The organism is Sphingomonas echinoides ATCC 14820 (assembly GCF_000241465.1).
GTDB classification, from domain to species: domain Bacteria; phylum Pseudomonadota; class Alphaproteobacteria; order Sphingomonadales; family Sphingomonadaceae; genus Sphingomonas; species Sphingomonas echinoides.
This window is the reverse complement of sequence record NZ_JH584235.1, coordinates 3,258,156-3,282,427: the sequence shown is the minus strand read 5'-3', so window position 1 is coordinate 3,282,427 and position 24,272 is coordinate 3,258,156. Positions and strand designations below refer to the sequence as shown.

Sequence of the window (24,272 nt, the reverse complement as noted above, 5' to 3'; positions counted from 1 at the left end):
AGACAGCGTTGGAGAGATGGTGATGCGCACGGCCTTCATCACGGGCGGAACTGCCGGCATCGGTGAGGCCGCCGTACGGGCGTTTGTCGCGGCCGGGTGGCGCGTCGTCACCACCGGGCGCCGCGCCGACCGCCTCGCCGCCTTGGCCGAATCGCTGGGGGGTGCCGTCCACACGCTCGCCTTCGACATTCGCGATGGCGCCGCGCTCGACGCCGCCTTGGCCTCCCTGCCCGCCGACTTTGCCGAGATCGATCTGCTGATCAACAATGCCGGGCTCGCGCTCGGCACTGCGCCTGCGCAGGAGGCCAGCCTCGACGATTGGCAGACGATGATCGACACCAACGTCTCGGCGCTGGTCAGCATCACGCGCAAGCTGCTGCCGGGTCTCGTCGCGCGCAAGGGCGCGATCATCAACCTGTCCTCGGTCGCCGCGACCTACCCCTATTCCGGCGGCAATGTGTATGCCGCGACCAAGGCGTTCGTGCGCCAGTTCAGCCTCGGCCTGCGCGCCGACCTGCACGGCAAGGGCGTGCGCGTCACCTCGATCGAACCGGGTATGGTCGAAACCGAATTCACCGTCGTGCGCACCGGCGGCAATCAGGCGGCGTCCGACGCGCTGTATGGGGGCGTCAACCCGATGACCGGCGACGACATTGCCGAAACGATGCTGTGGGTCGCGCAATTGCCGCCGCACCTCAACATCAACCGGCTGGAGCTGATGCCCGTCAACCAGTCCTTCGCCGGTTTCGCGGTGGCGCGCGAAGGCTGATCGCGGCGCGGACCGCACCGATATCGTCAAGCGCGCGGTAAGCGTAACGAGATTTTAGGGGGCTTTGGATCACAAGCCACGGGTCGCACACCATTCAGGTCCGCCCGCATGCGCTATCCCTTGATTGCCCCCAACCCGCCCCGGCTCAGCGCCCATGTCGAGGCGCTCCGCCGTGTCGAGGCCTCTGGCGTGTTCAGCAATAACGGTCCGGAAGTGCGCGCCTTCGAAGCGGAGGCGACCGAGACCTTGTTCGGCGGCCGGGGCGCGAGCCTTGCGGTCGGCAACGCCACGCTCGGCCTGATGATCGCACTGCGCGAAGCCGCCGGGGATCACCCTGCGGGTCGCTACGCCCTGATGCCCGCCCTCACCTTTGCCGCGACGGCACAAGCGGCGCTCTGGGCCGGCCTGACGCCGCTCATTTGCGACATCGATCCGAACGACTGGGGTGCCAGCGCCGAGGCAGAGGAGCGGCTGCTGCGCGAATATGGCGACCGGATCGCGGTGCTGTTGCCTTATGCAACCTTCGGCAATGCGATCGATCTCGATCGCTATGCCTGGCTCCAGCGCCAGCACGGCGTCGGCGTGGTAATCGACGCTGCCGCCTCGCTTGGCACCCGCGACGCGAGCGGTGAGGGCTTTGGCGCGGACGCGCCCTTCGCCGTGGTCCATTCGATGCACGCGACCAAGACCTTCGCCGTCGCCGAGGGTGGCCTGATCCATTCGGGCGACACACGGCTGATCGACCGGCTGCGCGCAATGACCAATTTCGGATTCGAAGCGGGGCGCAACGCGACGCTGCCCGGCCTCAACGCCAAGCTGCCCGAAGTGATCGCGGTGATGGCGCGCGCGAAACTGGCCGAGATCGATACCGTCTGCGACCACCGCGCAGCGCTGGAAGAGGCCTATCGCACGCACTTGGTCGGCGTCGACTTTCAGCAGGCGGAGGGGCAACGCCGCGCCAGCCAGTTCATGCCGATCCTGCTGCCGGAAGGCATGGGCCCGCGCCGCGACGCGATCAGCGCCGCGCTCGAAGCCGAAGGGATTGGCTGCGGCCGCTATTTTAGCCCGCATCTGGGCGAACAACCCCTGTTCCAGCGTGAAGCGATGATCCTGCCGACCCCCATTGCCGATTCGGTTGCGGGGCGGATGCTGTCGCTCCCCGTCAGCGACACGCTGAGCGTTGCCGACATCAGCACCATCTCGGCGACCTTTAACCGCATCCTTGCCAAGGAAGCGCGCGTTCCCGCCACGCCGCGCGCGCGTCCGATCGCTTCATTGCTGCTGGTCGGTGGCGGTCCCGCCGGCACCGCCTTGCTCACCGCCGCCGCCAAGCGCGGGCGTTTGCCCGAACTCGCCGCGTCCGGCCTGGTCATCGCCGAACGCGATGACGGGCTCGGCGAGGGTACGCTCGGGCGCTATGCGATTACGTCGGACAGCACCGCCGAAACCTTTCTCAGCGCGGTGAAGGACAGCCCCCACCCCGAACTCGCCACGATGATCGATCATCCGAGCGCGCGCGTCGTCGCACGCTACGTCGGTGCGCTTGGCGTGCCGCTGGTCGACGCCGGGCGCTTCGTCCGCGCGACGGGCGAACGGCTTCATGGGCTGGTCCATCGCCATGGCGGCACCGTGCTGACCGGCCATGAGGTTCTCTCGACGCGCGCCACGGCCGGCGGCCTGTGGTCAAGCCGCCTGCGCCGCCGCAGCGACGGGGTGGAATTCGAGCAACTGTCAAACGCCGTCGCGATCGCCACCGGCGGCCATCAACCGCTCGACCGGCTTGTGACACAACGCGTCGGCGGGGTCGCGTTGGTCAGCGAAGTCGGCGATCGCCTGATGCAATCGGACGAAGCATTGTCGTTGGGTGGCCCGGCGAAGATCGCCGATCTGCTGTCGACGCGGCGCAATCCGAAAATCGTCATCATCGGCGGATCGACCAGCGCGATCGCCACGATCGTGTTGCTGCTCAAGACCGCCAGCATTCCCTTCGGCGCAGGCGCGATCACGCTGCTCCACCGCGAACCGCTCCGTCCCTTCTACCCCACCCCCGAAGCGGCACGCGCGGAAGGCTTCACCGATTTCGGCCCCGATGACATCTGCCCGGTCAGCGGCTTTGTCTATCGTCTCGCCGGATTCCGGCTGGAAGCGCGCGAACTGGTGCTGCGGATGCTGCGGATCGATGGGCGTACCCCAGATCCGCGCCTGACCGTTCATCAGGTGACCGGCGACGACGATCCCGTCACCCGCGCCCACCTCGCCGAGGCTGATATCGTCATCGCCGCGCTCGGCTATCGTCCGCGCGCGCTGCCGATCCACGATGCGAAGGGCGCTCGCATCGCGCTCGCCGCCGATCACGGCGCAGCAATGGTCGATCGCCACTGCCGCATCGTCGATGCGAGCGGCGCGCCCATCCCCGGACTCTATGGTATCGGGCTGGCAGCCGGCTTCGTGCCATGGGGCAAGCTCGGCGGCGAGGCGAGCTTCTCGGGCCAGGCCAATGGCCTGTGGCAGTGGCAGAACGACGTCGGTGCGATGATCGTCGATCAGGTGCTGGACGACGCGGTGCGGGCGGTCGCATGACACCACGCCTGCCAGCGCCGATGGTCAGCGTCGTGATGCCGACCTACAATGGCGCGGCGCTGATCGGCGAGACGATTGCGTCGCTGCAGGCGCAGAGCTTTCGCGATTTCGAACTCATCATCGTCGATGATTGCTCCACCGACGACACTGTGGCGGTGATCCGCAGCTTCGACGATCCGCGCATCCGGCTGATCCAGTCGCAGAAAAACCGCCGCGTCGTGCTGAGCCGCAACGCAGCCTTTGCCGAGGCACGCGGGCGCTATATCGCCGCGCTCGACCACGATGATCTCTGCCACCCCGACCGCTTCCAGCGCCAGGTCGCGTATCTCGACGCGAATCCGGGGATCGTACTGGTCGGCAGCGCCGCAAATGTCCTGGAAGACGGCACCATTCTCCCGTCATCGCTCGCGCCGCTTTCCACGCCCCCGGTCATCGCGTGGTTGCTGCAGATTGAAAATCCGCTGGTCTGGTCGTCCGTTATGCTGCGCACCGATGCGGCGCGGCAGCTTGACCCGTTTATGCGGCCGGAAATGGTCTATGCCGAGGACTTCGATCTCTACCACCGCATCGCCAGCTTTGGCGGCGTCGCGCGGTTGGACGATGAATTGCTGACCTATCGTCGCCACAGCGGCGGCGCGTCGCAAACGCAAGCGCAGGCCATGCGCCAGGCCGCAATCCGCGTTTTGACCGGAGTGTATGTCGAGCCGTTTGGCGAAGCGGCGGCGGAGACGGCCGATTTGATCGTCACGCATGTCATGGGCCAGCAACCGGTGCCGGATCGGTTGACGTTGGAACGGGTGGGATCGGCGCTGGTCGCCTTGCAGGACCGGTTCCTGGCCCAGCATCGTCCGGATCGCGAGAGCCGCAGCCTCATTCGCTGGGAAACCGCGCGGCGCTGGGCCCGAATCGGTCGTGCCGGTCTGCGGACCGGCACGCTGCGGCTGGGCGACGCGGCGGCGGTGCGCCCACCCCATCTCGGCCTGGGCTATGCCGGGATCGAGGAGCTCATCCTGTCGCGCATCGTCGGGTCGGTACGGGCGGCACAGCGGCGGGTGCGCAAAGACGCGGCCGCCTAGGCACATCAAACCGCCCCGGGAAATTAATTCAAACTGCGACTTTTACGCAACGCCCACCAAATGGGTCGCCTATCATGCGATTTCGCCACGCCAATCCAGATGTGTGAATTTTTTGTGACATTTCAGCGCCATTTCAGTGACGTTGACTGTAACAATCTTGACCCAAACCCTGTGTAGCCGCCCGGAGCACCAGGACGCCTAGGTCCAAAGGTTCAGGGGATTCAAAATGACTGTTCGATCGGGCTTCCGCCTGCAGCTCCTCTTGGGTGGCGCTGCTCTCGCCATCAGCGCGACGCCAGCGTTCGCGCAGACCGCGCCGACCGCCGATGCTACCGCACCAGCGGCGACCGCCACTCCGGAAGATCAAGGCCTCGGTGACATCGTCGTTACCGCGACCAAGCGCGAAACCAACCTCCAGAAGACGCCGATCTCGATTTCGGTGCTCAACACGCAGGGTCTGACCGACCGCCACGTGCTCAGCTTGTTCAACCTGGCCGACGGCACGATCCCGTCGCTGCGCGTTGCAACCTTCGAAGCACGCCAGTCGGCGCTGACGATCGGCATTCGCGGTATCGTCCCTTACGATCAGAACCAGACCGCTCGCGACGGCGGCGTCGGCGTCTATATCGACGGTGTCGCGCTCGGTAAGACGCAGGGCCTGAACGCTGCGCTGTTCGACATTGAGCGTATCGAAGTGCTGAAGGGTCCGCAGGGCACGCTGTTCGGTCGCAACACCGAAGGCGGCGCGCTGTCGTTGGTCTCCAAGGCTCCGACCGGCGTGTTCGATGGCCGCATCACCGGCGGCGTCGGCAATTATGGCAGCCACAATGTCGACGCGCATCTCGACCTGCCGTCCTTCTACAATATCGCGCTGAAGTTCGACGGCGTGTACCAGCATCAGGATCCGACCGTGAAGGATCCGCTCACGGGTTCGACCGGCTGGAACTATTATGATCGCAAGGGCGGTCGCGCCGCTGCCCGCTGGCAGCCGGTTGACGGCTTCACGGCCGACTTCGCTTATGATTATGCGAAGGACGAAAATACCCCGCAGTACAGCCAGCTGATCAACTACAACCCGAACAACTATGCCGTCGGCACCTACAACGCGGCTGGTGCTCTGACGCTCAACGGCGCGGCCTGCGGCGGCACCATCACTCCGGTGCAAGCCGCGGCCGGACGCCAGATCTGCGTCGCGCCCAAGGGCCCGCTGGTGGGCGTGCATCCCGGGCGGCAGACCGTTGCAGACGTTGGCGTGCCGCAGCAGCCTAGCGTCGATATCACGCACGGCTTCTCGGCCAATCTGAAGTACAAGGTCGCTCCGTGGATGGAGCTGCGCTCGATCACCGCATGGCGCGGCGTCAGCACGGACCAGTGGGACAATTCGGGCGGCCCAGAGCGCAGCTCGTTCGCGCCGTTCGTGCCCAACACAGCCAACCCGACGGCGATCAACACGACCGGCACGTTCAGCCGTTACAGCCTTTCGTTCCTGCGCCAGCATCAGTTCAGCCAGGAATTCCAGGCGGTTGGTAGCATCCCTGAGTTCGATTACGTCGTCGGTGCCTATTACTATACCGAACACGCGACCGAATATGCGGCGACCCCGCTCTCCAACCAGTGGAATAGCGACGGCACGGCTTACACCATCCGCAGCCCGATCCCCGGCAACGCCTCGGCGATCACTGGCGCGAACTCGGGCTATCAGCAGTACGATCCGTCGTGCAACAACACGCTGGGTGCCACCGTTGCGCAGTTTGCCAACAGCTGCCAGTTCATCACGCGCGCCAGCCAGGCTGCCGACCACAACTATTCGGTCTTCGGCAACCTGACCTACACGCCCGAATTCCTGGGCAATGTCCTCCACATCACCGCCGGTGGCCGTTGGACCAAGGACGATCGCCACGGCACGCTCTACGTCGTCAACAACCGGTCCGATCTGGTGACTGCGGGTACGGTGTCGCCGTTCTCGTTCAAGAACAGCATCAGCCGCTTCGACCCGATGTTCAACATCGCCTTTGATGCCAGCCGCGACGTTCACTTCTACGCCAAATATTCGACCGGCTTCCGTGCCGGTGGCGCAAACGACCGTTCGCTCCAGTTCAACGCGTTCGGGCCTGAAGCCGTCAAGTCGTACGAAATCGGCGCAAAGATGGACTTCTGGAACCATCGTGCGCGCCTGAACATCGCCAACTACATCATGGATCGCACCAACACGCAGTTCGACTTCGATTATTTCGATACGGACGGCAAGAGCGTGACCAATGGTACCCATATCGAGCAGACCACGAACGCTGGCAGCAGCAAGATCCGTGGTGTTGAAATCGATCTGACCGTGAAGCCGATCCCGGAACTGACGCTGACCGGTTCGTATGCCTATACCTACTGGCGTGCGCCGTCGGCGGTGAACCCGCTGACCCCCGGCGCTCCGGCGCAGCAGCTCTACATCGTCTACACGCCTAAGAATGCCGCATCGGGCGCGATCGACTATGTCGTGCCGATCAATGTTGGCGACGCAAGCGTTCGCCTGCACCTCGACGGCAACTATTCGAGCAGCCAGTACAGCTTCCAGCTCGAGCCGACCAAGACCGACGCAAGCTTCGTCATGAACGGTCGCCTCGCACTGGCCGACATCGCGGTGAACGACCATAACAAGGTCACCGTGTCGGTTTGGGCGCGCAACCTGCTCGACACGACCTACATCTACCGTCGCTCGGCTGCGAACTCGTCGCCGGTCGTCAACTACAATCCGAACGGCACGGTTGCCTCGACCAACTATGGCGGCATCCTCGGCGACTATGCCAACTTCAACGCACCCCGCACCTGGGGCCTGGAGCTGTCGGCTAAGTTCTGATCTGCTCTAACGACGGATAAGACCCGGCCCGAGCATCGCTCGGGCCGGGTTTTTCTTTGTCAAAAACGCTTGCTGCCGCACGGCTCCGCGCGCGGCCGGGCAGACGCGACATCGGGCGCGCCGCAGGCGTAAACGCCGTCGGCGCGGTAGAATTTAGAAAAGTGCGGCGACCACCGCTGCGACTTCGGTCGCATCGCGACCGTCGATCGGCACTTCGCGCGCAGGATTGACGCTGTAGCCGCCGAGCACGCCATCGCGATCGATCGTTACGGCGACGACACGCCAGGCGGTCCCCTCTCGCACCGCTGCCAATCCCCCTGCGACCGGATAGCGGCCGGGATCGACCACCACGATCGCGTGCCCCGGCAAACCGCCGCCCAGCGTCGCGCGCCCTACCCGGAGCCCGAACGCCGCGTCGCTGACGTCGCGCGGCGCGTCGATCGTGCCGCCGGTGTTGACGAAATCGATCAACCCGTCGGGCAAAGGCGCACCATAGACCGTCAGCGCGCGCGCGCGTGGGGCGGGCGACGGCTTGAGCAGCGCACGCTCGTCATGCGCGTCCCGCTTGTTGGGAAGCGGTCGGGCCTCGGACGAGGGTTGCGCGGCAGATAGCCCGTTCAGCTCCCGCGCCAGGCTCGCAATTCGGCTCCGGCTCCGCGACCATCGATGCGCGGGGTCGACGACATTTTCGAGAAACGGTGCCAGGCTGCCATCCTGATAGGCGGCCAAGACGTTGTGCCGGAGTGCCGCTTCATCCGCGACGCCAAACAACCGCAAAAGCGCCGACTGTACCGCAGCGTTCCAGCGCGGCCACGGCTTTGCCGCGTTTTCGACCCGAGACAGATTGACTTGCGCCAGCCCGAAACGCTGCTCTACATCGGCGATAGTGAGGTCCGCGTCGAGCGACCGTCGCGCCCGCACCGCCGCCGCCAGCAGCAAAGCGAAGCGTTCCTCATCGTCGTCGATCGGCTTGCCGTCGGCAAAGGGTTGCGCCCATTCGGCGAGATCGAAGCCGGGATCGTCAATGTCGATCAGCAAGTCGCTCGGGGCGATGCCAAGTGCGGTTGCAATGCGACCGAGTTCGTCCGTCCGCGCAACCACTTCGCCGCGTTCGATCTTGGACAGTCGGATATAGGGGATTTCGGGTAAAACTGCGGCAAAGCGCAGCAATTTCATAAAGCCGGCGGCGCGACGCTTCTCCCGCAGCCGGTTGGGAAACACGATATTACGAAAAGGATCGATCGGGATTTCGGTCAGATCGCGCTGGCCGACTTTTGCTTCGCTCTGTGTTGACCGGCCGATCGTTGATTCCATTGCTCGCTCCGCCGGAATCCACTGCCCTGGCTATCCTTGCGCGCGCTTGTAGGCAGGGCGAGCGGGGCGGTCAACGCGGTCGCGAAATCGAAGGGCGCATCTCAGTGCAGGCGGTGGCCAGCCTGGGTGTCTTGGCCAAAGAGGCCACCATCGGCAAAAGGCAAAATCGTCACAGCGGCGACACGGCCACTACCGTGCAACTCCAACCAGCCGGGCACGCAGGGTGCAGGGTAGCTTGGCGAAAACGCGACCCCGATGCCGTCGGTGACCACCCCCAGGCAAGGCGGACTGGCACCATCGGGCCACCGCCCCGCGAAATAGTCGAGCAACGCCGCACCGGCGCGCTGCAATGCGCCCTCCAGGGACGACGTCGGCGCGAAGGCCGGTGCGCCGGCGGTCAGCTCCGCCCACACGTCCATCCGATGATTCCAGCAGGTCAGGCGAAGGATACCCCGTTCTGCTGTAACGCCGATCAGCGCGGTCTGGTTGCCAATCTGCATCAACGCCCCCGCACAACGGGCGAGCCGCGTCGCAAGGGCCGTGAGGCGGCGATTGGGCCGAGGAAGCGGACGCTGCAACCATTCAACGCGGATGTTCTGAAGGTTGGTGTGCATGGTTGTGCCAATCGTTTTTGATCAGAGGACCATCCGAGCACCAGCGTGTGCGGTGCCACCGGGTGAAATCACGCTCAGTGGGTCGTGCGCGACCCGTGCACGGGGGCATCCTCGGCCGCGAGGTGGATGGAAAACGGCTCAGGCAACGATGCCCGGCTCGTTGGTGCGATCCGGCCGCTTGCCGCATCGGCGGCCTGTATCGTGTCGAACGCCGTGACCTGTACCAGCCGGTTGTGCGGAGCCGAGGGATCGGGCAGCAGCGACACAGGCGCAGTGCGCAGCGGCGGCGGCGATTTTGGCTTGCGCGGAGCTGGCGCGGCGTGGCGCTGGCGCAGTCCTTCGGTCATCAACGCGAAGCGCGGGTCGCGCGCAGTGAGTTCGACGATCGTCCGCGCCGCCGATTTGGTGATCTGGCGCACGCGTTCCTTGGTGACACCGGTCTCGTTTGCGAGATCGTCCAGCGTGGCGGTCTCGAAGATACGCCGCGCGACGATTTCACGGTCGCGGGCCAACTTTTCTTCCAGCTTGTCGAGCTGCTCGGGATCAATCCCGTGCGTGGCGGTCTTGAAGCGCGGCGCGCCGTCGATACGGACGGGCGTGGCGCGCTTGGCACGCGGGCGGCGGCGCATTTGATCGAGCGACACCTGGCGCAGATGGTCGACATAGGCGTCGATCAGCGCGTTCATCGCGGATTCGGCGAGATAGTTCGACGCACAGGCCTCGGTCTGTTCAAGCGCGAATTCGTCCTCAATGGTCACTTCGACCGCGCCGTCTTCATTCTCGGAACGGGCCGTCAGCGCATCGAGCGACACGGTCATTGCGCCAACCTTGCGCGCCGAGGGGCGCTGATCGGCCATCATGCGGAAGCGCAGGCTCTGCAGCTCGCCACGGATTTGCCAATTCACGAAGGTGGTGAATTGCGCCTTGGTCGGATCATAGGCTTCGATGGCGCGATGCACCGCGATCGCACAGCACTGCTCGGCATCATCCCAATGTGCGGCCAGGCCATATTGGCGGATGAAGTGGCGGATGCGCGGCGCGATCAGCTTCAGGATATTTGCAAAGGCGCGATCGACGGCAACGCGCTGGCGGGCGGTCTGCTTGGCGTCGCGCGGTGTGTTCTCGATGATAGTGGCGACTGCGGCTTCGAGTGCTGCTGTGGTCTTCGACATCGATTTTCCCCAATAAGTGGGCAGCCCCTACTGCCCTTCGCTCTGGAAACCGGTGTCGCGGAAAAATCCTAACAAGGAGGAAACGATCCTATACGTATATCTACATCGACTGCGTCGCAGTGCGGCCTGATTCTAGATAATATACGTTTTTATAGTGACTTACTCGAGCATCGCTATCACAATACATATATTGGATGATATTGGATTGCAAGGGCGAAGAATCGGCAATTGCGCGGCGTGGCCGCTCAAATCGCGAAATTGGCGGGCTGAATCCGGCGATCGATGTAGGCAAGCAACCACTGCTGATGGGCCCGCGTCGGGTCACCGGCCTGCGCGATCCGCTTTTCGGCGTCGGCCGCGCCAACTTGTGCGCGTAGCAACACATGCGCCCGCGCGGGCAAGATCCCGCCTTTGAGAAACCGCACCGCATCTCCCAAACCGAGATGATGCGCGAGATAGGCAGCGCGCGCGGTGGTCTTGACGCTGTCGTCGGTGCTGATGCCCCGTTTTTGTAGCTGCGACAGGTTTTGCCGGGCATAATCGGCAATGCCGTCAATCGCGGTCGTCGGATCATAGCGCAAGGCAAGCAAGGCACCGCGCGCCGCGCCGCTGACCTTGCCGTCCGAATTGAGCCAGCCCTTCGCATGCGCTGTGGCGTTCAGCGCCGTCCCCGGCGTTTCGGCAAGACCTTCCCACGTCGCGTTAAGAAACTGGCCGAGCCCGGCCGCGCTCGACCGCGGATTGCGCGAGTGGCAATTCCAGCTGCCATCACGGCTCTTGGCCGCCTCGGCATCGACAATCGTCGCGAGCGCCGTCGCGGGAATGCCGGTACGTTGCGCCGCTTCGCACAAAGCCGCGCGGAAGCGCGCATTGGGGCCGAGTCCCCCATCCGGGCCAAGGGCGGCCGAAGCGTCGACCGCGCCCGAAGGGGACAAAGCCGCGGCCGATGTAGACGGCACCGCCGTCGCCGGATCGTCGCACGGACACGGCACCGTTTTTAGAGGCGCGTCCTCGGGCGCATTCTCCTGTGGTGCCAGCATTTTCAGCAGCGCATCCATGTCGCTGCGCGTCAATCCTGGGTCGGCAGCGGTACGGTCCGGGGCACCGCCGTCGCCGAGCGCAGCGCGCCACAAGCTATTGGCGAGCTCGGTCTGGGCAGTGCTGTAGATCACATGCGCGCGCTGGGTCGGCGTCATCGCCACAAGGGCCGCTCGATCGATCATCGCCGTGCCACCCTGCTGCGCGCCAGGCGCGCGGCCGCGATGTCATCCAGCCGCCCCTGTTCACTGGCCTCTTCGGTCCGCACCAGTTCGTCGCGATGACGCTCCACCGCGCCGTCAATAACGCGCATCGATCCATAGGCTTCGGCGGCTTGCCCGCGAAGCGTGGCAAGGCGCGCTTCGACACTACGGGCTTCGTGCTCCAGTCGCTCGCGTTCGGCGCGCATGCGGGCCAGCCACGCATCGGTGGTGAGCCAACCGGCCGCTTGCCCGACCGCGCGCTCGCGCGCGATCGACTGAACCAGCGCGTCCGATTCGCGTTCGATCCGGCTGTGATATTCCACCTCTACGCTGATCGCGACCCGGACGGTCTCGACCGCGCGCTGCTGTACGCGCTGCGCGGTATCGAACGGCGTTCTCATGCGGCTTGCTCCAGCATCGCGGCCAGCGCAGCGAAGCCGGCGGCGCAATCGCCCTGGTCGTCCTTGCCCTGGCGCAACATCGCTTCGATTTGTGGCGCGATCGCCACGGCGCGATCGATCTCGGCGCTCGACCCGGCCTTATAGGCACCAAGCCGGACGAGCTCCTCCATATCGGCATAAGTGGACAGCAACGCGCGCGCGCCGAGCCTGGTCGCGTTCTCGCTGTCGCTCAGGCAGTGCGGCAAGGTGCGCGACACCGATTTCAGGACGTCGATCGCGGGATAGCGTCCGCGTTCTGCGATCTTGCGGCTCATCACGACATGGCCGTCAAGAATCCCGCGCACGGCATCGGCGACCGGCTCATTATGGTCATCGCCGTCCACCAGCACGGTGAACAGCCCGGTGATCGAGCCCTGCCCGGGCAAGCCCGGCCCTGCCCGTTCGAGCAAGCGCGGCAGTTCCGCAAACACCGTCGGCGTATACCCCTTGGTCGCGGGCGGCTCGCCCGACGCCAGCCCGATTTCGCGCTGCGCCATCGCAAAGCGCGTGACCGAGTCCATCAGGCACAGCACGTTCAGCCCCTGATCGCGAAAATGCTCGGCAATGGCGAGCGTCGTCCACGCCGCCTGCCGCCGCATCAGCGCCGGCGCATCGGAGGTCGCGACGACGACGACACTGCGCGCCAGTCCTTCCGCGCCGAGATCGTCCTCGACGAATTCCTGCACTTCGCGACCGCGCTCGCCGACCAGCCCGATCACCGCGACGTCGCATTCGGTCCAGCGTGCCAGCATCGAGAGCAGCACCGATTTCCCGACGCCAGAGCCGGCGAACAGGCCAAGGCGCTGCCCCTCACATAAGGGGGCAAACAGATCGAGCACGCGCACCCCCGTCTCGACGCGGTGGCCAACCCGCGCACGATCAGCGGCGGGCGGCGGCGTGGCTTTGATCGGGCGCGGATCGGGGCCGAGCGGAAGCGGGCCGAGCCCATCAATCGGGCGGCCGAGCCCATCGACCATCCGCCCCAGCCAGCCCGCGCCGGGCCGGATCGAAACCTCGCCCGCCGTCAGATCGGCGCGCATGCCCAGGCCGACGCCCTGCGGATCGGTAAAGGGAAGGCACAGCGCAATGCCGCGGTCGAGCGCGGTCACCTCGGCCTCAATCTCGCCCCCGGCGATACGGATACGGCTGCCAATATGCGCCGCACCAACCAAGCCTTCGACCTCAATCAAGGCACCGCGCACCGCGACCACACGTCCAAAGCGGGTATCGGGCGATAGCGCGCGGATTGCCCGCGCAGCGCCGGCCAGCGTCGGCATGGCCCGCTCAGGCCGCTGCGGTTTCGGAAGACCCTGCAGGCGTCTCCAGCGCAATCAGATCCCGCGCCGGGGCCAGCGCGCGATAGAATTCTCCCCGGGCGATTTCGTTGGCGAAGCGGACACACGCCTGCTTCACCGCATCGGGAGCGCCGGGATTGAGCAAGTCGCGCAACGCAACCAAGGTTGCTTCCTGGTGCTTCTCGCGCCCGTCGGGGTCGATATACGCCAGCATACAGGAAAAATAGAGTTGGCGTGCCGGAGTCGTGGCCTCTTCCGGCCGCATGACTTCACGACCGCGCAGAATCGACACCGTGTTTTCGACGCGCAACTGTGTTCGCCCGACGGCGCTGATGACCGCACCGTTCAAAATGGCCTTCTCGCCATCGCGCAAAGTGATCCTCAACATAATGGTGGCGTCCTCTCAATCTGCCATCGTTATAGGATCATTCTTGCCTGGTCGGCCAAACCGGTCGGCAAAAATTGCCCACCTGCCGATTTTCTTCACAAATAGTGGGCCGACATCGCGCCCCTGCGCCAACCGCATCCTATAAAATAAGCGAGCGTGTCGCGTACTGCGCACTGCAAGGAGATCCGCATTGAGCCTCTATTCCGCCCTTTACGCCGGCGTTTCCGGCCTGAATGCTCAATCCAGCGCCATGGCGACGGTTGCTGACAACATCACCAACATCAATACGATCGGCTATAAAGGGACCGAGGCCCAGTTCCGGACGCTGGTCACCGACGGCCGTTCCCAGGCCAATTATTCGGCCGGTGGCGTCGCCGCCGTCTCGGTCGCGCAAGTTTCAAAGCAAGGGCTGATCCAGTCCTCGAGCAGCAACACCGACCTGGCCATCGACGGCGGCGGCTTTTTCGTTACGCGCACGTCGACAAGCAGCACCGCCGACCCCGCCTTCACCCGCGCCGGATCGTTCCGCCCGGATTCCGAGGGCTTTCTGCGCAACGCGAGCGGCCTGTATTTGCAAGGCTGGCGCCTCGACTCCACCGGCAGCTACACCAATACCGGCGGGCTGAACGGGCTCGAATCCGTCCGCGTTAGCGATCTGGTCGGGACAGCTGCGCCCACCACGCGCATTCAGGTCCGCGCCAATCTCCAATCCACCACCGCAGTCCATGTCGGAGCCTATACGCCGGGCAACCTCGCCAGCGGAACGGTAACGCCCGACTTCAAACGCTCCTTTGACGTCTATGATTCGCAGGGCGGATCGCACCGTTTGACCATGGCCTATCTCAAGACCGGCGCTAACCAATGGGCTTCGGAAACCTATGCCGAACCGGCCAGTGATGTGACGGCAGCCGGCGGCTTGCTGTCGAGCGGCACGCTTGCGTTCAATCCAGATGGTAGCCTGAACAAGACCGGTTCGACCGCAGCGTTGTTCAGTCCGCTCAGCATTTCCTGGACCAATGCGGCCGCATCGGCTCCGATAACGCTTGCGATCGGCAATGATGGCGGGCTCGACGGCATTACCCAATTTGGCAGCGAATCCGCGCTGATCTCCTCCAACGTCGATGGCGGGCAGCTCGGCCAATTGTCGTCGATCGACATCACCAAGACCGGCCAAGTCAATGCCGTGTTCTCGGACGGCAAGACTCGCTCGGTTTTTCAGTTGCCGATCGCCAATTTTCAAAATCCCGACGGCCTCACCCGCTTGCCGGGCAATGCCTATGCGAGCAGCAAGAACTCGGGCACCCTCACCCTCAACAAGCCGGGCTCGCTCGCCGCAGGCACGGTCGCAGCGAGCTCGCTCGAAGCATCCACCGTTGACTTGGCTGGCGAGTTCACCAACATGATCCGCTTTCAGCGGGCCTATAGTGCCGCGTCCAAAATCATCACCACCGCCGACGAAATGTTGCGGGAAGTCAGCGACCTGAAGCGCTGATCGGATGACAATGGGGGCCGGTCATGTCGCTTAGCGAAATTCTGGGATCGGCGACGTCCGGGCTTGCGGCAGCGCAGGCCGGGCTGCGCACGGTGTCCAACAACATCGCCAATGTCGGCGTGGCGGGCTATGCGCGCGAAAAGGTTACACTGGCGACCCGCGTCAATTCCGGCGGGGTCAACGGCGTCGTCATTGGCGAGCCGCAGCGGGTCGCCGATCGCTTTCTCGAAGCCTCGGTTTACCAGCGTGGCGGGGACTTCGGTCGGGCGGATGTGACGTCCTCTTATCTCGATCGGCTCCAGTCCTTGCTGGGCCAGCCGGGCGATGCGGCGAGCTTGCCCGCAAAGCTCGATTCGATTTCGGCATCCGCAATCGCGCTGACCGGATCACCGGGATCGGCCCAGACCGTCGCATCGTTTACCGGCAACGTGCAGGACGCGATTTCGTCGATGCAGCAGCTCAATGGCGACGTCACGAATCTGCGCGGCGATGTCGAATCCGAAGTCGGCACCACGGTCGACCGGATCAACGGGCTGCTGTCGCAAATCAATGATCTGAATGGAACCGTATCGCAGCAGGTCGGGCAAGGCCGCAGCACGTCCGGCGCTGCCGATCAACGGACGACGGCGCTCACCGAACTGAGCAGCCTGATCGGAATCACGGTACGCGACCAACCGGATGGCCGTGTTTCGATTGACACAGCTTCCGGTGCGACGCTCCTCGACCGGCGTCTGCGCCAACTATCCTATGCCGGGACCGGAACGGGCGATGGCGCACAGGCCTCCTATCCGCCGATCGACATTCGCTTTGCCGACCCCGGCGGTGCCTCGCCGGCAACGGGCGAACGGATCGAGACCGCTGCGGCGGGCGGGAAGCTCGGTGGATTGCTGGCTCTGCGCGACCGCGCGCTGCCGCAGTTTCAAGAGCAACTCGGCACCGTGTTCAGCGGGATGGCGGAAGCGCTAAATTCGGTGTCGAACGCCGGCACCACGGTTCCGGCCCCGACCGAACTCGACGGGCGGCAGACCGGATTGGTCGGCGGTGACCGCCTTGGCTTTACCGGCTCGGCAACGTTCGCGGTGCTCGGCACCAGCGGAAAGCTGGTGGCCAGCACGACGGTCGATTTCTCCCGCCTGGGCGCGGGCGCGACGGTCAATGATGCCGTCACCGCGATCAATGCCGGCCTTGGCGGCGCGGCCACGGCAAGTTTCACCGGCGGGGTGCTGACCTTGAAGGCCACGGGCGGCGGCAACGGCGTCGCCATCGCGCAGACACCCGGTGCCCCCAGCGATCGCGCCGGAATCGGCTTCTCGCAATTCTTTGGCATGAACGACCTGGTCCGCAGCGATACCAGCAGTTTGACGCCGAGCGGCTTCATCGCGAGCGACCCGCACGGATTTGGGGCAGGAGAAACCGCCAACATTGTGCTGCGCGACGTGTCGGGACGCGCGCTGACCAGCTATACGCTCACCGGCTCGGTCGGTCCGACCATTGGCGATCTGGTGACCGAGTTGAACGCGTCGCCCTTGTCCAAATATGGCAGCTTCGCGCTCGATCAACGCGGTCGCGTGGAGTTTAGCCCCCTCACCGGTCTGTCCGGGGCCGTCTTGTCGGTCCCGTCTGACTCGACCAATCGGTTCGGCAGCGGCGTCTCGTTCAGCTCTTTGTCGGGGCTGACCGGTGCGACAAGTGGCCTCGGGCACGCGAAAGTGCGCGGCGACATCGACGTCAACCCGAACAAGCTGCCCCTGGCCATATTGGATACAACCGCAGCGGTCGGTGCCAAGGCCGTCGGCGCGGGCGACATTCGCGGTGCCACGGCCTTTGTCGATCGGCTGGCACAGACCATCGATCTGGGTAAGGACGGTGTTGTCACGCTCGATCATGTGTCCAGCGCGCTGCTCGGCGGCGCGGGATTGAAAGCCAGCCAGGCCAAGACCAATCTCGACAATGCGACCTCGCGCCGCGACGATGCGATCAATCGTCGAGACAGTTTTTCGGGCGTCAATATCGACGAGGAATTGTCGCAGATGGTCGTGCTGCAAAGCAGCTATTCGGCCTCCGCCCGTGTCATCAGCACCGCCAGCAGCATGTACGACACGCTGCTGGCGATGATCCGATAGGAACGCCCCATGACCCGCATTGCCACCGTCCCGCTGCAACAAGTCATGTCGAACGCGATTCAGCGCGCGCAAGCCAAGCTCGCGACATCGCAGCAAAACCTGGCGACCACCAAGAAGGCGAACACCTTCGCGGACCTGGGCAGCGAATCGGTCCGTAACCTTTCGGCGCACAGCATGCTCGCGCGGCAGAGTGCCGAGACCACGGTCGCAAAGCGCGTGCAGACGACGCTGAGCCTGTATGATGCGCAACTGACCGGGATCGATACGTCCTCGGAAAACCTGCGCCAAAGCATCCTCACCGCGCTCGGCAACGGCCAGACAAGCGGCCTGCAATCGACGATCGACGGGGCCTTCGAACAATATCGCAACGCGCTCAACAGCACCGAGGGCGGCGTCGCCATGTTCGGCGGCTCGCAAACCGATACGCCCCCCTTCAAGCCCAAGGCGCTGAGCGATCTGGTCGGGTTGCCGCAGTCCGATGCCTTTGCCAACGATAGCGTCGTTGCATCGGCGCGCATCGCAGACGGGGTTGATGTCCCGTATGGCGTTGGCGCAAGTACCGCAGGGGGCGGCCTTTACACGGCATTTCAGTCGCTTGCTCAGGCGGGCCCGATCGGCGCGACGCTGACGGCCGCCCAGAAAACGGCGTTGACGACTGTCGTAGACCAGTTGCAGAGCGGCCTTGGATCGCTGCGCGCAGTGAATGCCGAAAATGGCCGCCGGACCACGCAAGTGGAATCGATGATCAACAGCGGCGATCAGCGCAAGACGTTGCTGACGGGGGTGATCGGCGCGAACGAGGACGCCGATCTGGGCCAGGTCGCGACCGACATTTCGCAGCAAAAGACGATCCTTGAAGCGAGCTATTCGGTGTTTTCGCAGCTCGCCGGGCTGAGCCTGGTTCAGTATCTGAAATAACCGCAGCAAGCCCCGTTCGCCCGCGCTAATGGCGGCGAGCGAACGGGGCATTGCGCACTATCCCGGGGTCGAGGCCAGCAAGTCCGCATAGACTCCCGCCGGGCTGGCCGACGGAATCGCTGCCATTGCGGCGCTGATTTGAGCGGAGTCGATCTTCCCGACCGGGCTTGTCAGCACATCGAACACACCCGCGCTGGGCAATGTCGCAAATGCCGCCTGATAGCGCGTGCGCAAGGCCTGCAATTTATCCTCCCGACCGATCATCGCGAGCGCGATCGCATGGCGAAGGATGGTGGCCTGCGCCACCTCGCTCAAGCCCACTTTGGCCGGGAGCGACGCACCGGTCACGGTCGCCAATCCATTCCAGTCACGCCGCCGCCACAGAATTTCTGCGCGGATCGCAGCACCGTCGGGGACATCGGCGAGCGCGGCGAACGCGGCGTCGGTCTTGCCCAGCAAGGCTAGCGCCACCGCCTCGACACGTTGGCGATCCCAGACCATCGGTTGCGAATAAGAGGGCCCGCTGCTGTTCCGCAACGCCTCGACCGCTTTGGCCGGGTCGCCCGCGAGGATGCGCAACGTCGCCACGCGCACAGACAATGGCCCCTTCGCGACATCGCTGGCACGCGCGGTCAATTGATATTGGAGCAGCTCCGCCGCCCGGGCATATAAACCCGCCGCCTGGAGTCGATCGGCCAGATGCACCGCCAGCAGATCGCCATCGGCACCGGCTGGCGTAATCTCGCGATATTCCCAGAACACGCCAGCCACATCGGGCAGAGGCATTTTGGAATCGGGAGCCAGCATCGTCGTGAGCGATTGTTGCAGCTGGGACAGAATCGGCGCAGCAGCAGCACCGAGCTTGCAATAGCGCAGCAGGGTCGATCCCGTGCGCAACATCGCGGCCGGATCGTGCGCGGCCTGCGCCTGCGCAAATTCGACCGTCAGAATGCGCCGTTCAAGATCGTCACCACGCCAGCCGAAACGGATCGCCCCAAGCTGCCGCACGGCAGCGGCCGGGGCAATCCGCCGCTGCGCAATGCCCACCATCGCCAGGCCCAATGCCGCCTCGGCGCGTTGCCCGCGCTCTGCCGCAGCACCGACCTTCTCGAACTGAGTGCGGGCATGGCCGAAATCGGCCTTCCCCAGATAGGCACGGCCCCGCAGGATGTTGGCTTCTCCGTCGGCAGGCTGCCGTTTCAGCCAATGCAAAGCCTGTAACCAGCGACCGTCGTCGAGCGCGGCGCGGATTGCGGCCAAGGCAAAGGGACGCCGCTCCAGCGGCGCGCGGTGGTTGATCGCCGGCAAGGCGCAATGCACCTCTGCCAACGCCGCCGCCGGATTGCCCAGGGCCTCCTGCGCCCGCAGCCGCCAGGCGCACGCTTCAGCATTGCCCAACAACGTCGGCCCCGACAGGGCAGACAGCGCTTCACCGCTCCGGCCAAACCCCGCCAACGTCACGCCGCGGGCAAGCTGGAAGGCGGGCACCAGCAGCAGATCAGGGTCGTCGGCAGCCATGATCTGCAGCGTGCCGAGCGCTTCTGGATACCGGCTTTTGCCGATCAGACTGCGCACCAGCGCCCAGCGGGCGGCTTGCCGTGTGGTGGGCGTCGCGTGCGCCAATGCGGACCATGCCTCCGCTTCCGGGCGCGCGGCCCATGCAGTGCCATCGACCAGCGCGGGCTGCGCGCTCAACACCGGTGCGAATCCCCGGAAACGCGGTGCGCTGGCCAGTGCCATTGGCGCATTGGCCGCAGCCACCGCCGCCGAGACGGGCTGCGGTGCGGATGGTGCCGCAGGCGACGGAGCGACTGCGGGCGGGCCCGCCGCCGATGGTGCATTGGCCCGCGTGGCAGCAAGGGGCGTGGCGATCGCCGAAGCGAGCGCGATGAGAGAAACCAGCCGCATCAGCGCGCGAGCAACGCGGCACCAAGGCCGAGCCCGCCCACGGCACAGCCAATGCAGAACACGAGCGACGGCACCATCATCCCGCGCTTGGCCGGTGAAGTCACCTCTTTGGCCGTGGCGCTGGCGACCACGTCACCGGCGCGAAGCGGTTCCGCAGAAGCCGCCGAGGCCGCCGTTGCGTCGCGGCTGGCGACCACACGGACGCGACTGGGTCGCTGATCATGACTCATGGTGATACGCCTCTTCCTTTATTGTTCTATTATAGAGGGAGCGTGCCGCCCGCAGTCGTCGCGGCGACACAAGCCGGAGACATCATGCGCCAACGTTTCGCCCGAGCCATTGCCGCACTGCCTATCGTCATCGTCAGCACCGGTGCCTCGGGCGGCGAAAGCGCACCCGCGCACACGGCACCGCAATATGTCGCGCTCGATCCCTTCGTCGTGCCGATCGTGGATTCGGATCGCATCACGGGCAATTTGCGCCTCAAGATCATGATCGATGCCGGAGACGCGGCAAGCGCAGAAAAGATGAAGCTGCGCCTGCCCGTCCTGCGGCAGGCGGCGATGGGCAGCGCGATCGACTTTGCTCGGCTACACGCGTCGCCCTTCCTGCCGGTCAATGCAGAATTGCTGGAAGGTAATTTGACGTCCGCCATGGCCGGCCCCGATCTCGGCCATGCGCGCGTGCTGATCACCGAGGTGTCGGCGACGAACGGCTGACCGGCTGCGCGGCGCGCGCCGGACCCTTGGGGGTGCCAACGACCGGCTTCTTCCCCGCATTTGCATTGCGGCGCGCCAGGGCCATGCTCAGATTGGCGGCCCCTTGCGGCGTCATGCTCGCCAAGATCATCGCGGTCGACCGATCCCGCATCTTCTGCGCAACCTGCATCTGCACGTCCATTTCGAGTTGTTCGAAAACAACCGCGGCGCGGGCGGGCTTCATCGCCTGATAGATCCGCGCAAGATTTTCATATTGCGGGTCGCTCGGCGCGGTCGGGCCGCCGACGGCGGGCTTTGCGGCGGCCGCCGCCTCCTGCCGCGCGGCCATGTCGGCTTTCAACCGTGCCTCCGCCGCGCGTGCCGCCTGCTCGCGCATGTCGAGCGCGCGCGTGCGCTTCTTTGTCGCGGCGTCGCGCGCGCCAAGATCGCCCTGGATGGCGCTACCCAAACGCGTCGGTTGGGGCTGATCCGCCAGTGCGGGCAGAGCCGCAGTAACGCCGTTGGCAAAAATCGACAGGCCGGCTGCAACCGCCGTCATTACGAGAAGCGAAGGGCGACCCATCAGGCGTCCGCCTCAATATAGGCAGCCAGCGTGCGTTCGGCGTGCGCGCGTTGATTGGCGGCAGAGGTCGCCTCGACGATCCGGTCAGCGGCGGCATCGGCAATCTCGATGATGATCCGCAATTCGTCGCTCAGCTTGCGCGCATCTTCCGAACAGCGCCCATTGGCGGCGATGCCATGCGACAGCATCGCCTTCATCTCCGACAGGACAATCTTGGCACGCTCGGTCGAATCGTCCAGCGCCGCAACGACATCGGACAATGGCGAATTCCGCATCGCCTTCAGGCTGCGCATCATCCGCACGCTCTGGATCAGGACCGCCGCGCAGAACAGCGCGGTGGCGATATTGGTACAGGCGACGAAATTCATCATGCGCACTCCTGGTATGGGTTTCGGGATATGCCGGTGATTAGGCGAACGGCCATTTTGCCGCTGCGCTGTCCGATCTGGGCGCGGCCAAGCGGCACGCCGCCGCACCGCAATTCCAGCGGCGCGTCCGGGCTTTGCGCGAGGTTGACGACATCCCCCACGGCAAGGCTGCGCAATTTGTCGAGGGACATCGCCGCTTCGCCGAGCACAACGTCGAGCGAGATGTCGGTCTTGCTGATTTCAGAGACCATATGCTCTTCCCAGATATGGTCGCGCCCGCTCTTCTCGCCCATGAAGCGCTGCAGCAGCTTTTCGCGCACTGGCTCGAGCGTGGCGTAAGGAAGCAGCATCGAGAATTTGCCGCCGCGCCCGTCCATGTCGACTCGGAAGGTCGCCACCGCGCAGATATTACTGTTCCCGGCGATCGCCGCGAAGCGCGGGTTGGTCTCGATCCGCTCCAACCCCATCGTGATCGGCTCGATCGGGGCAAAGGCCTCTGAAAAATCGGACAGCGCCAGATCCAGCATGCGCGATACCAATTTGGTCTCGATGGTGGTGAAGGCGCGACCGTCGATCAAAACCGGCGCGCTGCCGCCACGTCCGCCCAGCAGGGCATCGACCACGGCGTAGATGAGGCCGGACTCGACCGTGACGAGCCCGTAATTCTCCCATTCCTGAATGTGGAAGACGCCGATCATGGCGGGCAGCGCAACGCGCCCGACGAACTCGCCAAAGCGGGTCGAGGTCACCTCTTCCAGGCTGACCTCGATCGCATCGGAGGTGAGATTGCGCATCGAGCTGGAAAAGGCACGCACGACGCGATCGCACACCACCTCCAGCATCGGCAGGCGTTCGTGCGCGATGACGCGCGATTCCAGCACTGCGCGCAGGCCCTTCTTGGCCTCTTGCGGGACGCCGCTATCGCCGAACATCGCATCGATGGCGGCTTGGTCAAAGGTGCCATCGCCCAGCATCGCGCCCCCCATGGGGACATCGGGAAGGTCGAATTCTTCGAAATCGTCGCTCATTGCTGCACCAGATCTTCGATCAGCACATCCTTGACCGATCCTTCGCCAAGCGCGCCGGTGGTCCGCACCAGCAACTCCTCTTTCACGCGGAACACCGCCGCCGAGCCGGCAAGATCCTCGGGGCGCAATTCGCGCAAGAACGGCTGATACGCATCGAGCACCAGCGGCAGACCGGCCTTGATCGCCTCCTCCTTCATCGTGCCCGGGACCAGCATGACGTGCACTTTCAAAAAGCGCGCCACCCCATCAGGGGAGCGGATGTTGACGACCATTGCCGGGATATCGACGAACTTTACGCCTTCTTCGCCGCCGCCGTGCTTGGCCGCCTCGGCTTTCGCCGCTTCCGCTTTGGCAGCCTCCGCCTTTGGATCGCTCTTGCCGCCCAACAGGAAGAAGGCCGCGCCGCCCCCCGCCAGCAGCAACAGCAAGACGACAGCGCCAACAAGGATCAGCAGCTTCTTCTTGCCCGCTTTGGGGGCAGCGGGAGCCGCCCCCTCCTCGCCTTCTTCGCTCGATGTGACGTTCGGTTCCGACAAGGCCGTAATCCCCATGATTGTTTCGCCAGACGGTCAACCCGCTCGGTGATTTCATCCTATTATAGGATCAATGGGCGGCAAATTCTGCCTAGTGACCCAGATCGACAAAGATTTCGAAAGCAACCGCCGATGGATGTCTCTTCCTATGTGCTGCTGAGCCACGAGCAGGCGCTGCGTCGTCGGCTCGACGTGGCGGCCAACAATATGGCCAACATCTCGACCGTAGGGTTCAAGCGCGAACAGCCCGTCTTCCATGATTATGTCGAGCATGCCGACCAGGCGGTGACCGAAGATGCGAAGACCACGGCGTTCGTGCTCGATTACGGGGCAACGCACGACACCACGGCGGGCGCGTTTCAGCCGACCGGCAATCCGCTCGATGTGATGATCGACGGCCCCGGCTATCTCGCGGTCGAGGCCCCCGGCGGGGCGACCGCTTATACCCGCGCTGGGCTGATCCATGTGTTGCCGTCGGGGGATTTGGGCACGATCAGCGGGCAGCGGCTGCTCGGCGAAGGCGGCAAGCCGATCAATATTCCCCTAGAAGATGCCGGCAACCTTTCGGTTGCGGCGGACGGCACCGTGTCGGGAAAGACCGGCCAGCTTGGACGCATCGCGATCACCGTCTTCCCCAGTGAAGCGGGCGTCACGCCGCGCGGCGACGGGTTGATGGCCGCAAGCGGCGGGCGCGAGCTTTCCGCCACGGAAACCAAGCTGCGCAGCGGTGGCGTCGAGGGATCAAACGTCCAGCCGATCAGCGAAACCGCCGACATGGTCGAGATTTTGCGGGCGTACCAATCCAGCCAGCAAATGACCCAGAGCATGACCGACATGCGCCGCAAGGCAATCGATCAGCTCGGCAAAGTTGGCTGAGCCCCCCT

At 64.8% G+C, this 24,272-nt stretch carries 22 protein-coding genes; 9 read left to right on the top strand and 13 right to left on the bottom strand.

From position 1 onward, the window contains the following. The first annotated feature begins 22 nt into the window (after positions 1-22). The 4 genes from ON00_RS15235 (at position 23) to ON00_RS15220 (ending at position 7,273) form a co-directional block, all read left to right on the top strand. A complete protein-coding gene (locus ON00_RS15235) occupies positions 23-769 on the top strand; it encodes an SDR family NAD(P)-dependent oxidoreductase (protein WP_010407223.1) in 747 nt (248 codons plus the stop codon). A 108-nt stretch (positions 770-877) separates the two neighbouring features. After that, entirely contained in the window at positions 878-3,349 is a 2,472-nt protein-coding gene (locus ON00_RS15230) for a DegT/DnrJ/EryC1/StrS family aminotransferase (RefSeq protein ID WP_010407220.1), read from the top strand. Then, complete coding sequence (locus ON00_RS15225) at positions 3,346-4,425, top strand: glycosyltransferase family 2 protein (RefSeq protein WP_040601690.1); 1,080 nt, start codon at positions 3,346-3,348, stop codon at positions 4,423-4,425. The genes ON00_RS15230 and ON00_RS15225 overlap by 4 nt, the downstream gene beginning before the upstream one ends. Positions 4,426-4,651: 226 nt before the next feature. Continuing rightward, positions 4,652-7,273: a TonB-dependent receptor gene (locus ON00_RS15220; RefSeq protein ID WP_010407217.1), complete on the top strand. Its 2,622-nt coding sequence runs from the start codon at positions 4,652-4,654 to the stop codon at positions 7,271-7,273. Between the two features lie 153 nt (positions 7,274-7,426). Here ON00_RS15220 and ON00_RS15215 read toward each other — a convergent pair whose 3' ends face one another. The 7 genes from ON00_RS15215 to ON00_RS15185 all read right to left on the bottom strand — a co-directional run bounded on the left by ON00_RS15215 (position 7,427) and on the right by ON00_RS15185 (position 13,737). Continuing rightward, positions 7,427-8,587 (bottom strand): helix-turn-helix domain-containing protein, encoded by a 1,161-nt coding sequence (locus tag ON00_RS15215; protein WP_010407215.1) that lies wholly within the window; start codon positions 8,585-8,587, stop codon positions 7,427-7,429. 101 nt (positions 8,588-8,688) lie between these two features. Beyond that, positions 8,689-9,201, bottom strand: a complete 513-nt coding sequence (locus ON00_RS15210) for a hypothetical protein (RefSeq protein ID WP_010407213.1) — start codon at positions 9,199-9,201, stop codon at positions 8,689-8,691. A gap of 74 nt (positions 9,202-9,275) precedes the next feature. Continuing rightward, positions 9,276-10,373 (bottom strand): sigma factor-like helix-turn-helix DNA-binding protein, encoded by a 1,098-nt coding sequence (locus ON00_RS15205; RefSeq protein WP_010407210.1) that lies wholly within the window; start codon positions 10,371-10,373, stop codon positions 9,276-9,278. A 245-nt stretch (positions 10,374-10,618) separates the two neighbouring features. Further along, on the bottom strand, positions 10,619-11,596 hold the full coding sequence (locus tag ON00_RS15200) for a hypothetical protein (RefSeq protein ID WP_010407209.1): 978 nt from the start codon (positions 11,594-11,596) through the stop codon (positions 10,619-10,621). Then, positions 11,593-12,015: a hypothetical protein gene (locus ON00_RS15195; RefSeq protein WP_010407206.1), complete on the bottom strand. Its 423-nt coding sequence runs from the start codon at positions 12,013-12,015 to the stop codon at positions 11,593-11,595. The genes ON00_RS15200 and ON00_RS15195 overlap by 4 nt, the downstream gene beginning before the upstream one ends. Then, positions 12,012-13,331 (bottom strand): flagellar protein export ATPase FliI, encoded by a 1,320-nt coding sequence (fliI, locus tag ON00_RS15190; RefSeq protein ID WP_010407203.1) that lies wholly within the window; start codon positions 13,329-13,331, stop codon positions 12,012-12,014. The genes ON00_RS15195 and fliI overlap by 4 nt, the downstream gene beginning before the upstream one ends. Before the next feature lie 7 nt (positions 13,332-13,338). Continuing rightward, complete coding sequence (locus tag ON00_RS15185; protein ID WP_010407200.1) at positions 13,339-13,737, bottom strand: flagellar biosynthesis repressor FlbT; 399 nt, start codon at positions 13,735-13,737, stop codon at positions 13,339-13,341. A gap of 190 nt (positions 13,738-13,927) precedes the next feature. Between ON00_RS15185 and flgE the strand changes: the two genes are divergently transcribed. From flgE to ON00_RS15170, 3 genes are read left to right on the top strand one after another with little or no spacing between them, the layout of a single operon-like run. Continuing rightward, positions 13,928-15,229, top strand: coding sequence for a flagellar hook protein FlgE (flgE, locus tag ON00_RS15180; RefSeq protein WP_010407198.1), 1,302 nt, complete (start codon positions 13,928-13,930; stop codon positions 15,227-15,229). Between the two features lie 23 nt (positions 15,230-15,252). Continuing rightward, entirely contained in the window at positions 15,253-17,352 is a 2,100-nt protein-coding gene (gene flgK / locus ON00_RS15175; protein ID WP_010407197.1) for a flagellar hook-associated protein FlgK, read from the top strand. Positions 17,353-17,361: 9 nt separating this feature from the next. Continuing rightward, positions 17,362-18,270, top strand: a complete 909-nt coding sequence (locus ON00_RS15170; RefSeq protein ID WP_010407196.1) for a flagellin — start codon at positions 17,362-17,364, stop codon at positions 18,268-18,270. A 57-nt stretch (positions 18,271-18,327) separates the two neighbouring features. Here the strand turns inward: ON00_RS15170 and ON00_RS15165 are convergent, their stop codons facing one another. Both ON00_RS15165 and ON00_RS15160 read right to left on the bottom strand, forming a co-directional pair. Then, positions 18,328-20,178 (bottom strand): hypothetical protein, encoded by a 1,851-nt coding sequence (locus tag ON00_RS15165; protein ID WP_010407195.1) that lies wholly within the window; start codon positions 20,176-20,178, stop codon positions 18,328-18,330. Beyond that, positions 20,178-20,408, bottom strand: a complete 231-nt coding sequence (locus ON00_RS15160; protein WP_010407194.1) for a hypothetical protein — start codon at positions 20,406-20,408, stop codon at positions 20,178-20,180. The genes ON00_RS15165 and ON00_RS15160 overlap by 1 nt, the downstream gene beginning before the upstream one ends. An 84-nt stretch (positions 20,409-20,492) precedes the next feature. Between ON00_RS15160 and ON00_RS15155 the strand changes: the two genes are divergently transcribed. After that, the gene (locus tag ON00_RS15155; protein ID WP_010407193.1) at positions 20,493-20,897 is read left to right on the top strand and encodes a flagellar basal body-associated FliL family protein; all 405 of its coding nucleotides are present in this window, start codon (positions 20,493-20,495) and stop codon (positions 20,895-20,897) included. Here the strand turns inward: ON00_RS15155 and ON00_RS15150 are convergent. The 4 genes from ON00_RS15150 to ON00_RS15135 are packed head-to-tail and all read right to left on the bottom strand — an operon-like array spanning position 20,869 to position 23,406. Further along, positions 20,869-21,459, bottom strand: coding sequence for a magnesium transporter MgtE N-terminal domain-containing protein (locus ON00_RS15150; RefSeq protein WP_010407191.1), 591 nt, complete (start codon positions 21,457-21,459; stop codon positions 20,869-20,871). The genes ON00_RS15155 and ON00_RS15150 overlap by 29 nt on opposite strands. Continuing rightward, a complete protein-coding gene (locus tag ON00_RS15145; protein ID WP_154651347.1) occupies positions 21,459-21,830 on the bottom strand; it encodes a DUF6468 domain-containing protein in 372 nt (123 codons plus the stop codon). Before ON00_RS15145 ends, ON00_RS15150 begins: the two co-directional genes overlap by 1 nt. Further along, positions 21,827-22,855 (bottom strand): flagellar motor switch protein FliM, encoded by a 1,029-nt coding sequence (gene fliM, locus ON00_RS15140; RefSeq protein WP_010407186.1) that lies wholly within the window; start codon positions 22,853-22,855, stop codon positions 21,827-21,829. Before fliM ends, ON00_RS15145 begins: the two co-directional genes overlap by 4 nt. After that, positions 22,852-23,406, bottom strand: coding sequence for a flagellar basal body-associated FliL family protein (locus ON00_RS15135; RefSeq protein ID WP_010407184.1), 555 nt, complete (start codon positions 23,404-23,406; stop codon positions 22,852-22,854). The genes fliM and ON00_RS15135 overlap by 4 nt, the downstream gene beginning before the upstream one ends. A 114-nt stretch (positions 23,407-23,520) precedes the next feature. On the opposite strand from ON00_RS15135, the gene ON00_RS15130 reads away from it, so the two are divergent. Then, positions 23,521-24,264, top strand: coding sequence for a flagellar hook-basal body protein (locus ON00_RS15130; protein WP_010407182.1), 744 nt, complete (start codon positions 23,521-23,523; stop codon positions 24,262-24,264). Positions 24,265-24,272: the final 8 nt, after the last annotated feature.

What these genes read in the sequence shown, in the direction of transcription:
- ON00_RS15235 (WP_010407223.1), top strand. Translation starts at nt 23, where the DNA reads ATGCGCACGGCCTTCATCACGGGCGGAACTGCCGGCATCGGTGAGGCC.
- ON00_RS15230 (WP_010407220.1), top strand. Translation starts at nt 878, where the DNA reads ATGCGCTATCCCTTGATTGCCCCCAACCCGCCCCGGCTCAGCGCCCAT.
- ON00_RS15225 (WP_040601690.1), top strand. Translation starts at nt 3,346, where the DNA reads ATGACACCACGCCTGCCAGCGCCGATGGTCAGCGTCGTGATGCCGACC.
- ON00_RS15220 (WP_010407217.1), top strand. Translation starts at nt 4,652, where the DNA reads ATGACTGTTCGATCGGGCTTCCGCCTGCAGCTCCTCTTGGGTGGCGCT.
- ON00_RS15215 (WP_010407215.1), bottom strand. Translation starts at nt 8,587, where the DNA reads ATGGAATCAACGATCGGCCGGTCAACACAGAGCGAAGCAAAAGTCGGC.
- ON00_RS15210 (WP_010407213.1), bottom strand. Translation starts at nt 9,201, where the DNA reads ATGCACACCAACCTTCAGAACATCCGCGTTGAATGGTTGCAGCGTCCG.
- ON00_RS15205 (WP_010407210.1), bottom strand. Translation starts at nt 10,373, where the DNA reads ATGTCGAAGACCACAGCAGCACTCGAAGCCGCAGTCGCCACTATCATC.
- ON00_RS15200 (WP_010407209.1), bottom strand. Translation starts at nt 11,596, where the DNA reads ATGATCGATCGAGCGGCCCTTGTGGCGATGACGCCGACCCAGCGCGCG.
- ON00_RS15195 (WP_010407206.1), bottom strand. Translation starts at nt 12,015, where the DNA reads ATGAGAACGCCGTTCGATACCGCGCAGCGCGTACAGCAGCGCGCGGTC.
- fliI (WP_010407203.1), bottom strand. Translation starts at nt 13,331, where the DNA reads ATGCCGACGCTGGCCGGCGCTGCGCGGGCAATCCGCGCGCTATCGCCC.
- ON00_RS15185 (WP_010407200.1), bottom strand. Translation starts at nt 13,737, where the DNA reads ATGTTGAGGATCACTTTGCGCGATGGCGAGAAGGCCATTTTGAACGGT.
- flgK (WP_010407197.1), top strand. Translation starts at nt 15,253, where the DNA reads ATGTCGCTTAGCGAAATTCTGGGATCGGCGACGTCCGGGCTTGCGGCA.
- ON00_RS15170 (WP_010407196.1), top strand. Translation starts at nt 17,362, where the DNA reads ATGACCCGCATTGCCACCGTCCCGCTGCAACAAGTCATGTCGAACGCG.
- ON00_RS15165 (WP_010407195.1), bottom strand. Translation starts at nt 20,178, where the DNA reads ATGCGGCTGGTTTCTCTCATCGCGCTCGCTTCGGCGATCGCCACGCCC.
- ON00_RS15160 (WP_010407194.1), bottom strand. Translation starts at nt 20,408, where the DNA reads ATGAGTCATGATCAGCGACCCAGTCGCGTCCGTGTGGTCGCCAGCCGC.
- ON00_RS15155 (WP_010407193.1), top strand. Translation starts at nt 20,493, where the DNA reads ATGCGCCAACGTTTCGCCCGAGCCATTGCCGCACTGCCTATCGTCATC.
- ON00_RS15150 (WP_010407191.1), bottom strand. Translation starts at nt 21,459, where the DNA reads ATGGGTCGCCCTTCGCTTCTCGTAATGACGGCGGTTGCAGCCGGCCTG.
- ON00_RS15145 (WP_154651347.1), bottom strand. Translation starts at nt 21,830, where the DNA reads ATGATGAATTTCGTCGCCTGTACCAATATCGCCACCGCGCTGTTCTGC.
- fliM (WP_010407186.1), bottom strand. Translation starts at nt 22,855, where the DNA reads ATGAGCGACGATTTCGAAGAATTCGACCTTCCCGATGTCCCCATGGGG.
- ON00_RS15135 (WP_010407184.1), bottom strand. Translation starts at nt 23,406, where the DNA reads ATGGGGATTACGGCCTTGTCGGAACCGAACGTCACATCGAGCGAAGAA.
- ON00_RS15130 (WP_010407182.1), top strand. Translation starts at nt 23,521, where the DNA reads ATGGATGTCTCTTCCTATGTGCTGCTGAGCCACGAGCAGGCGCTGCGT.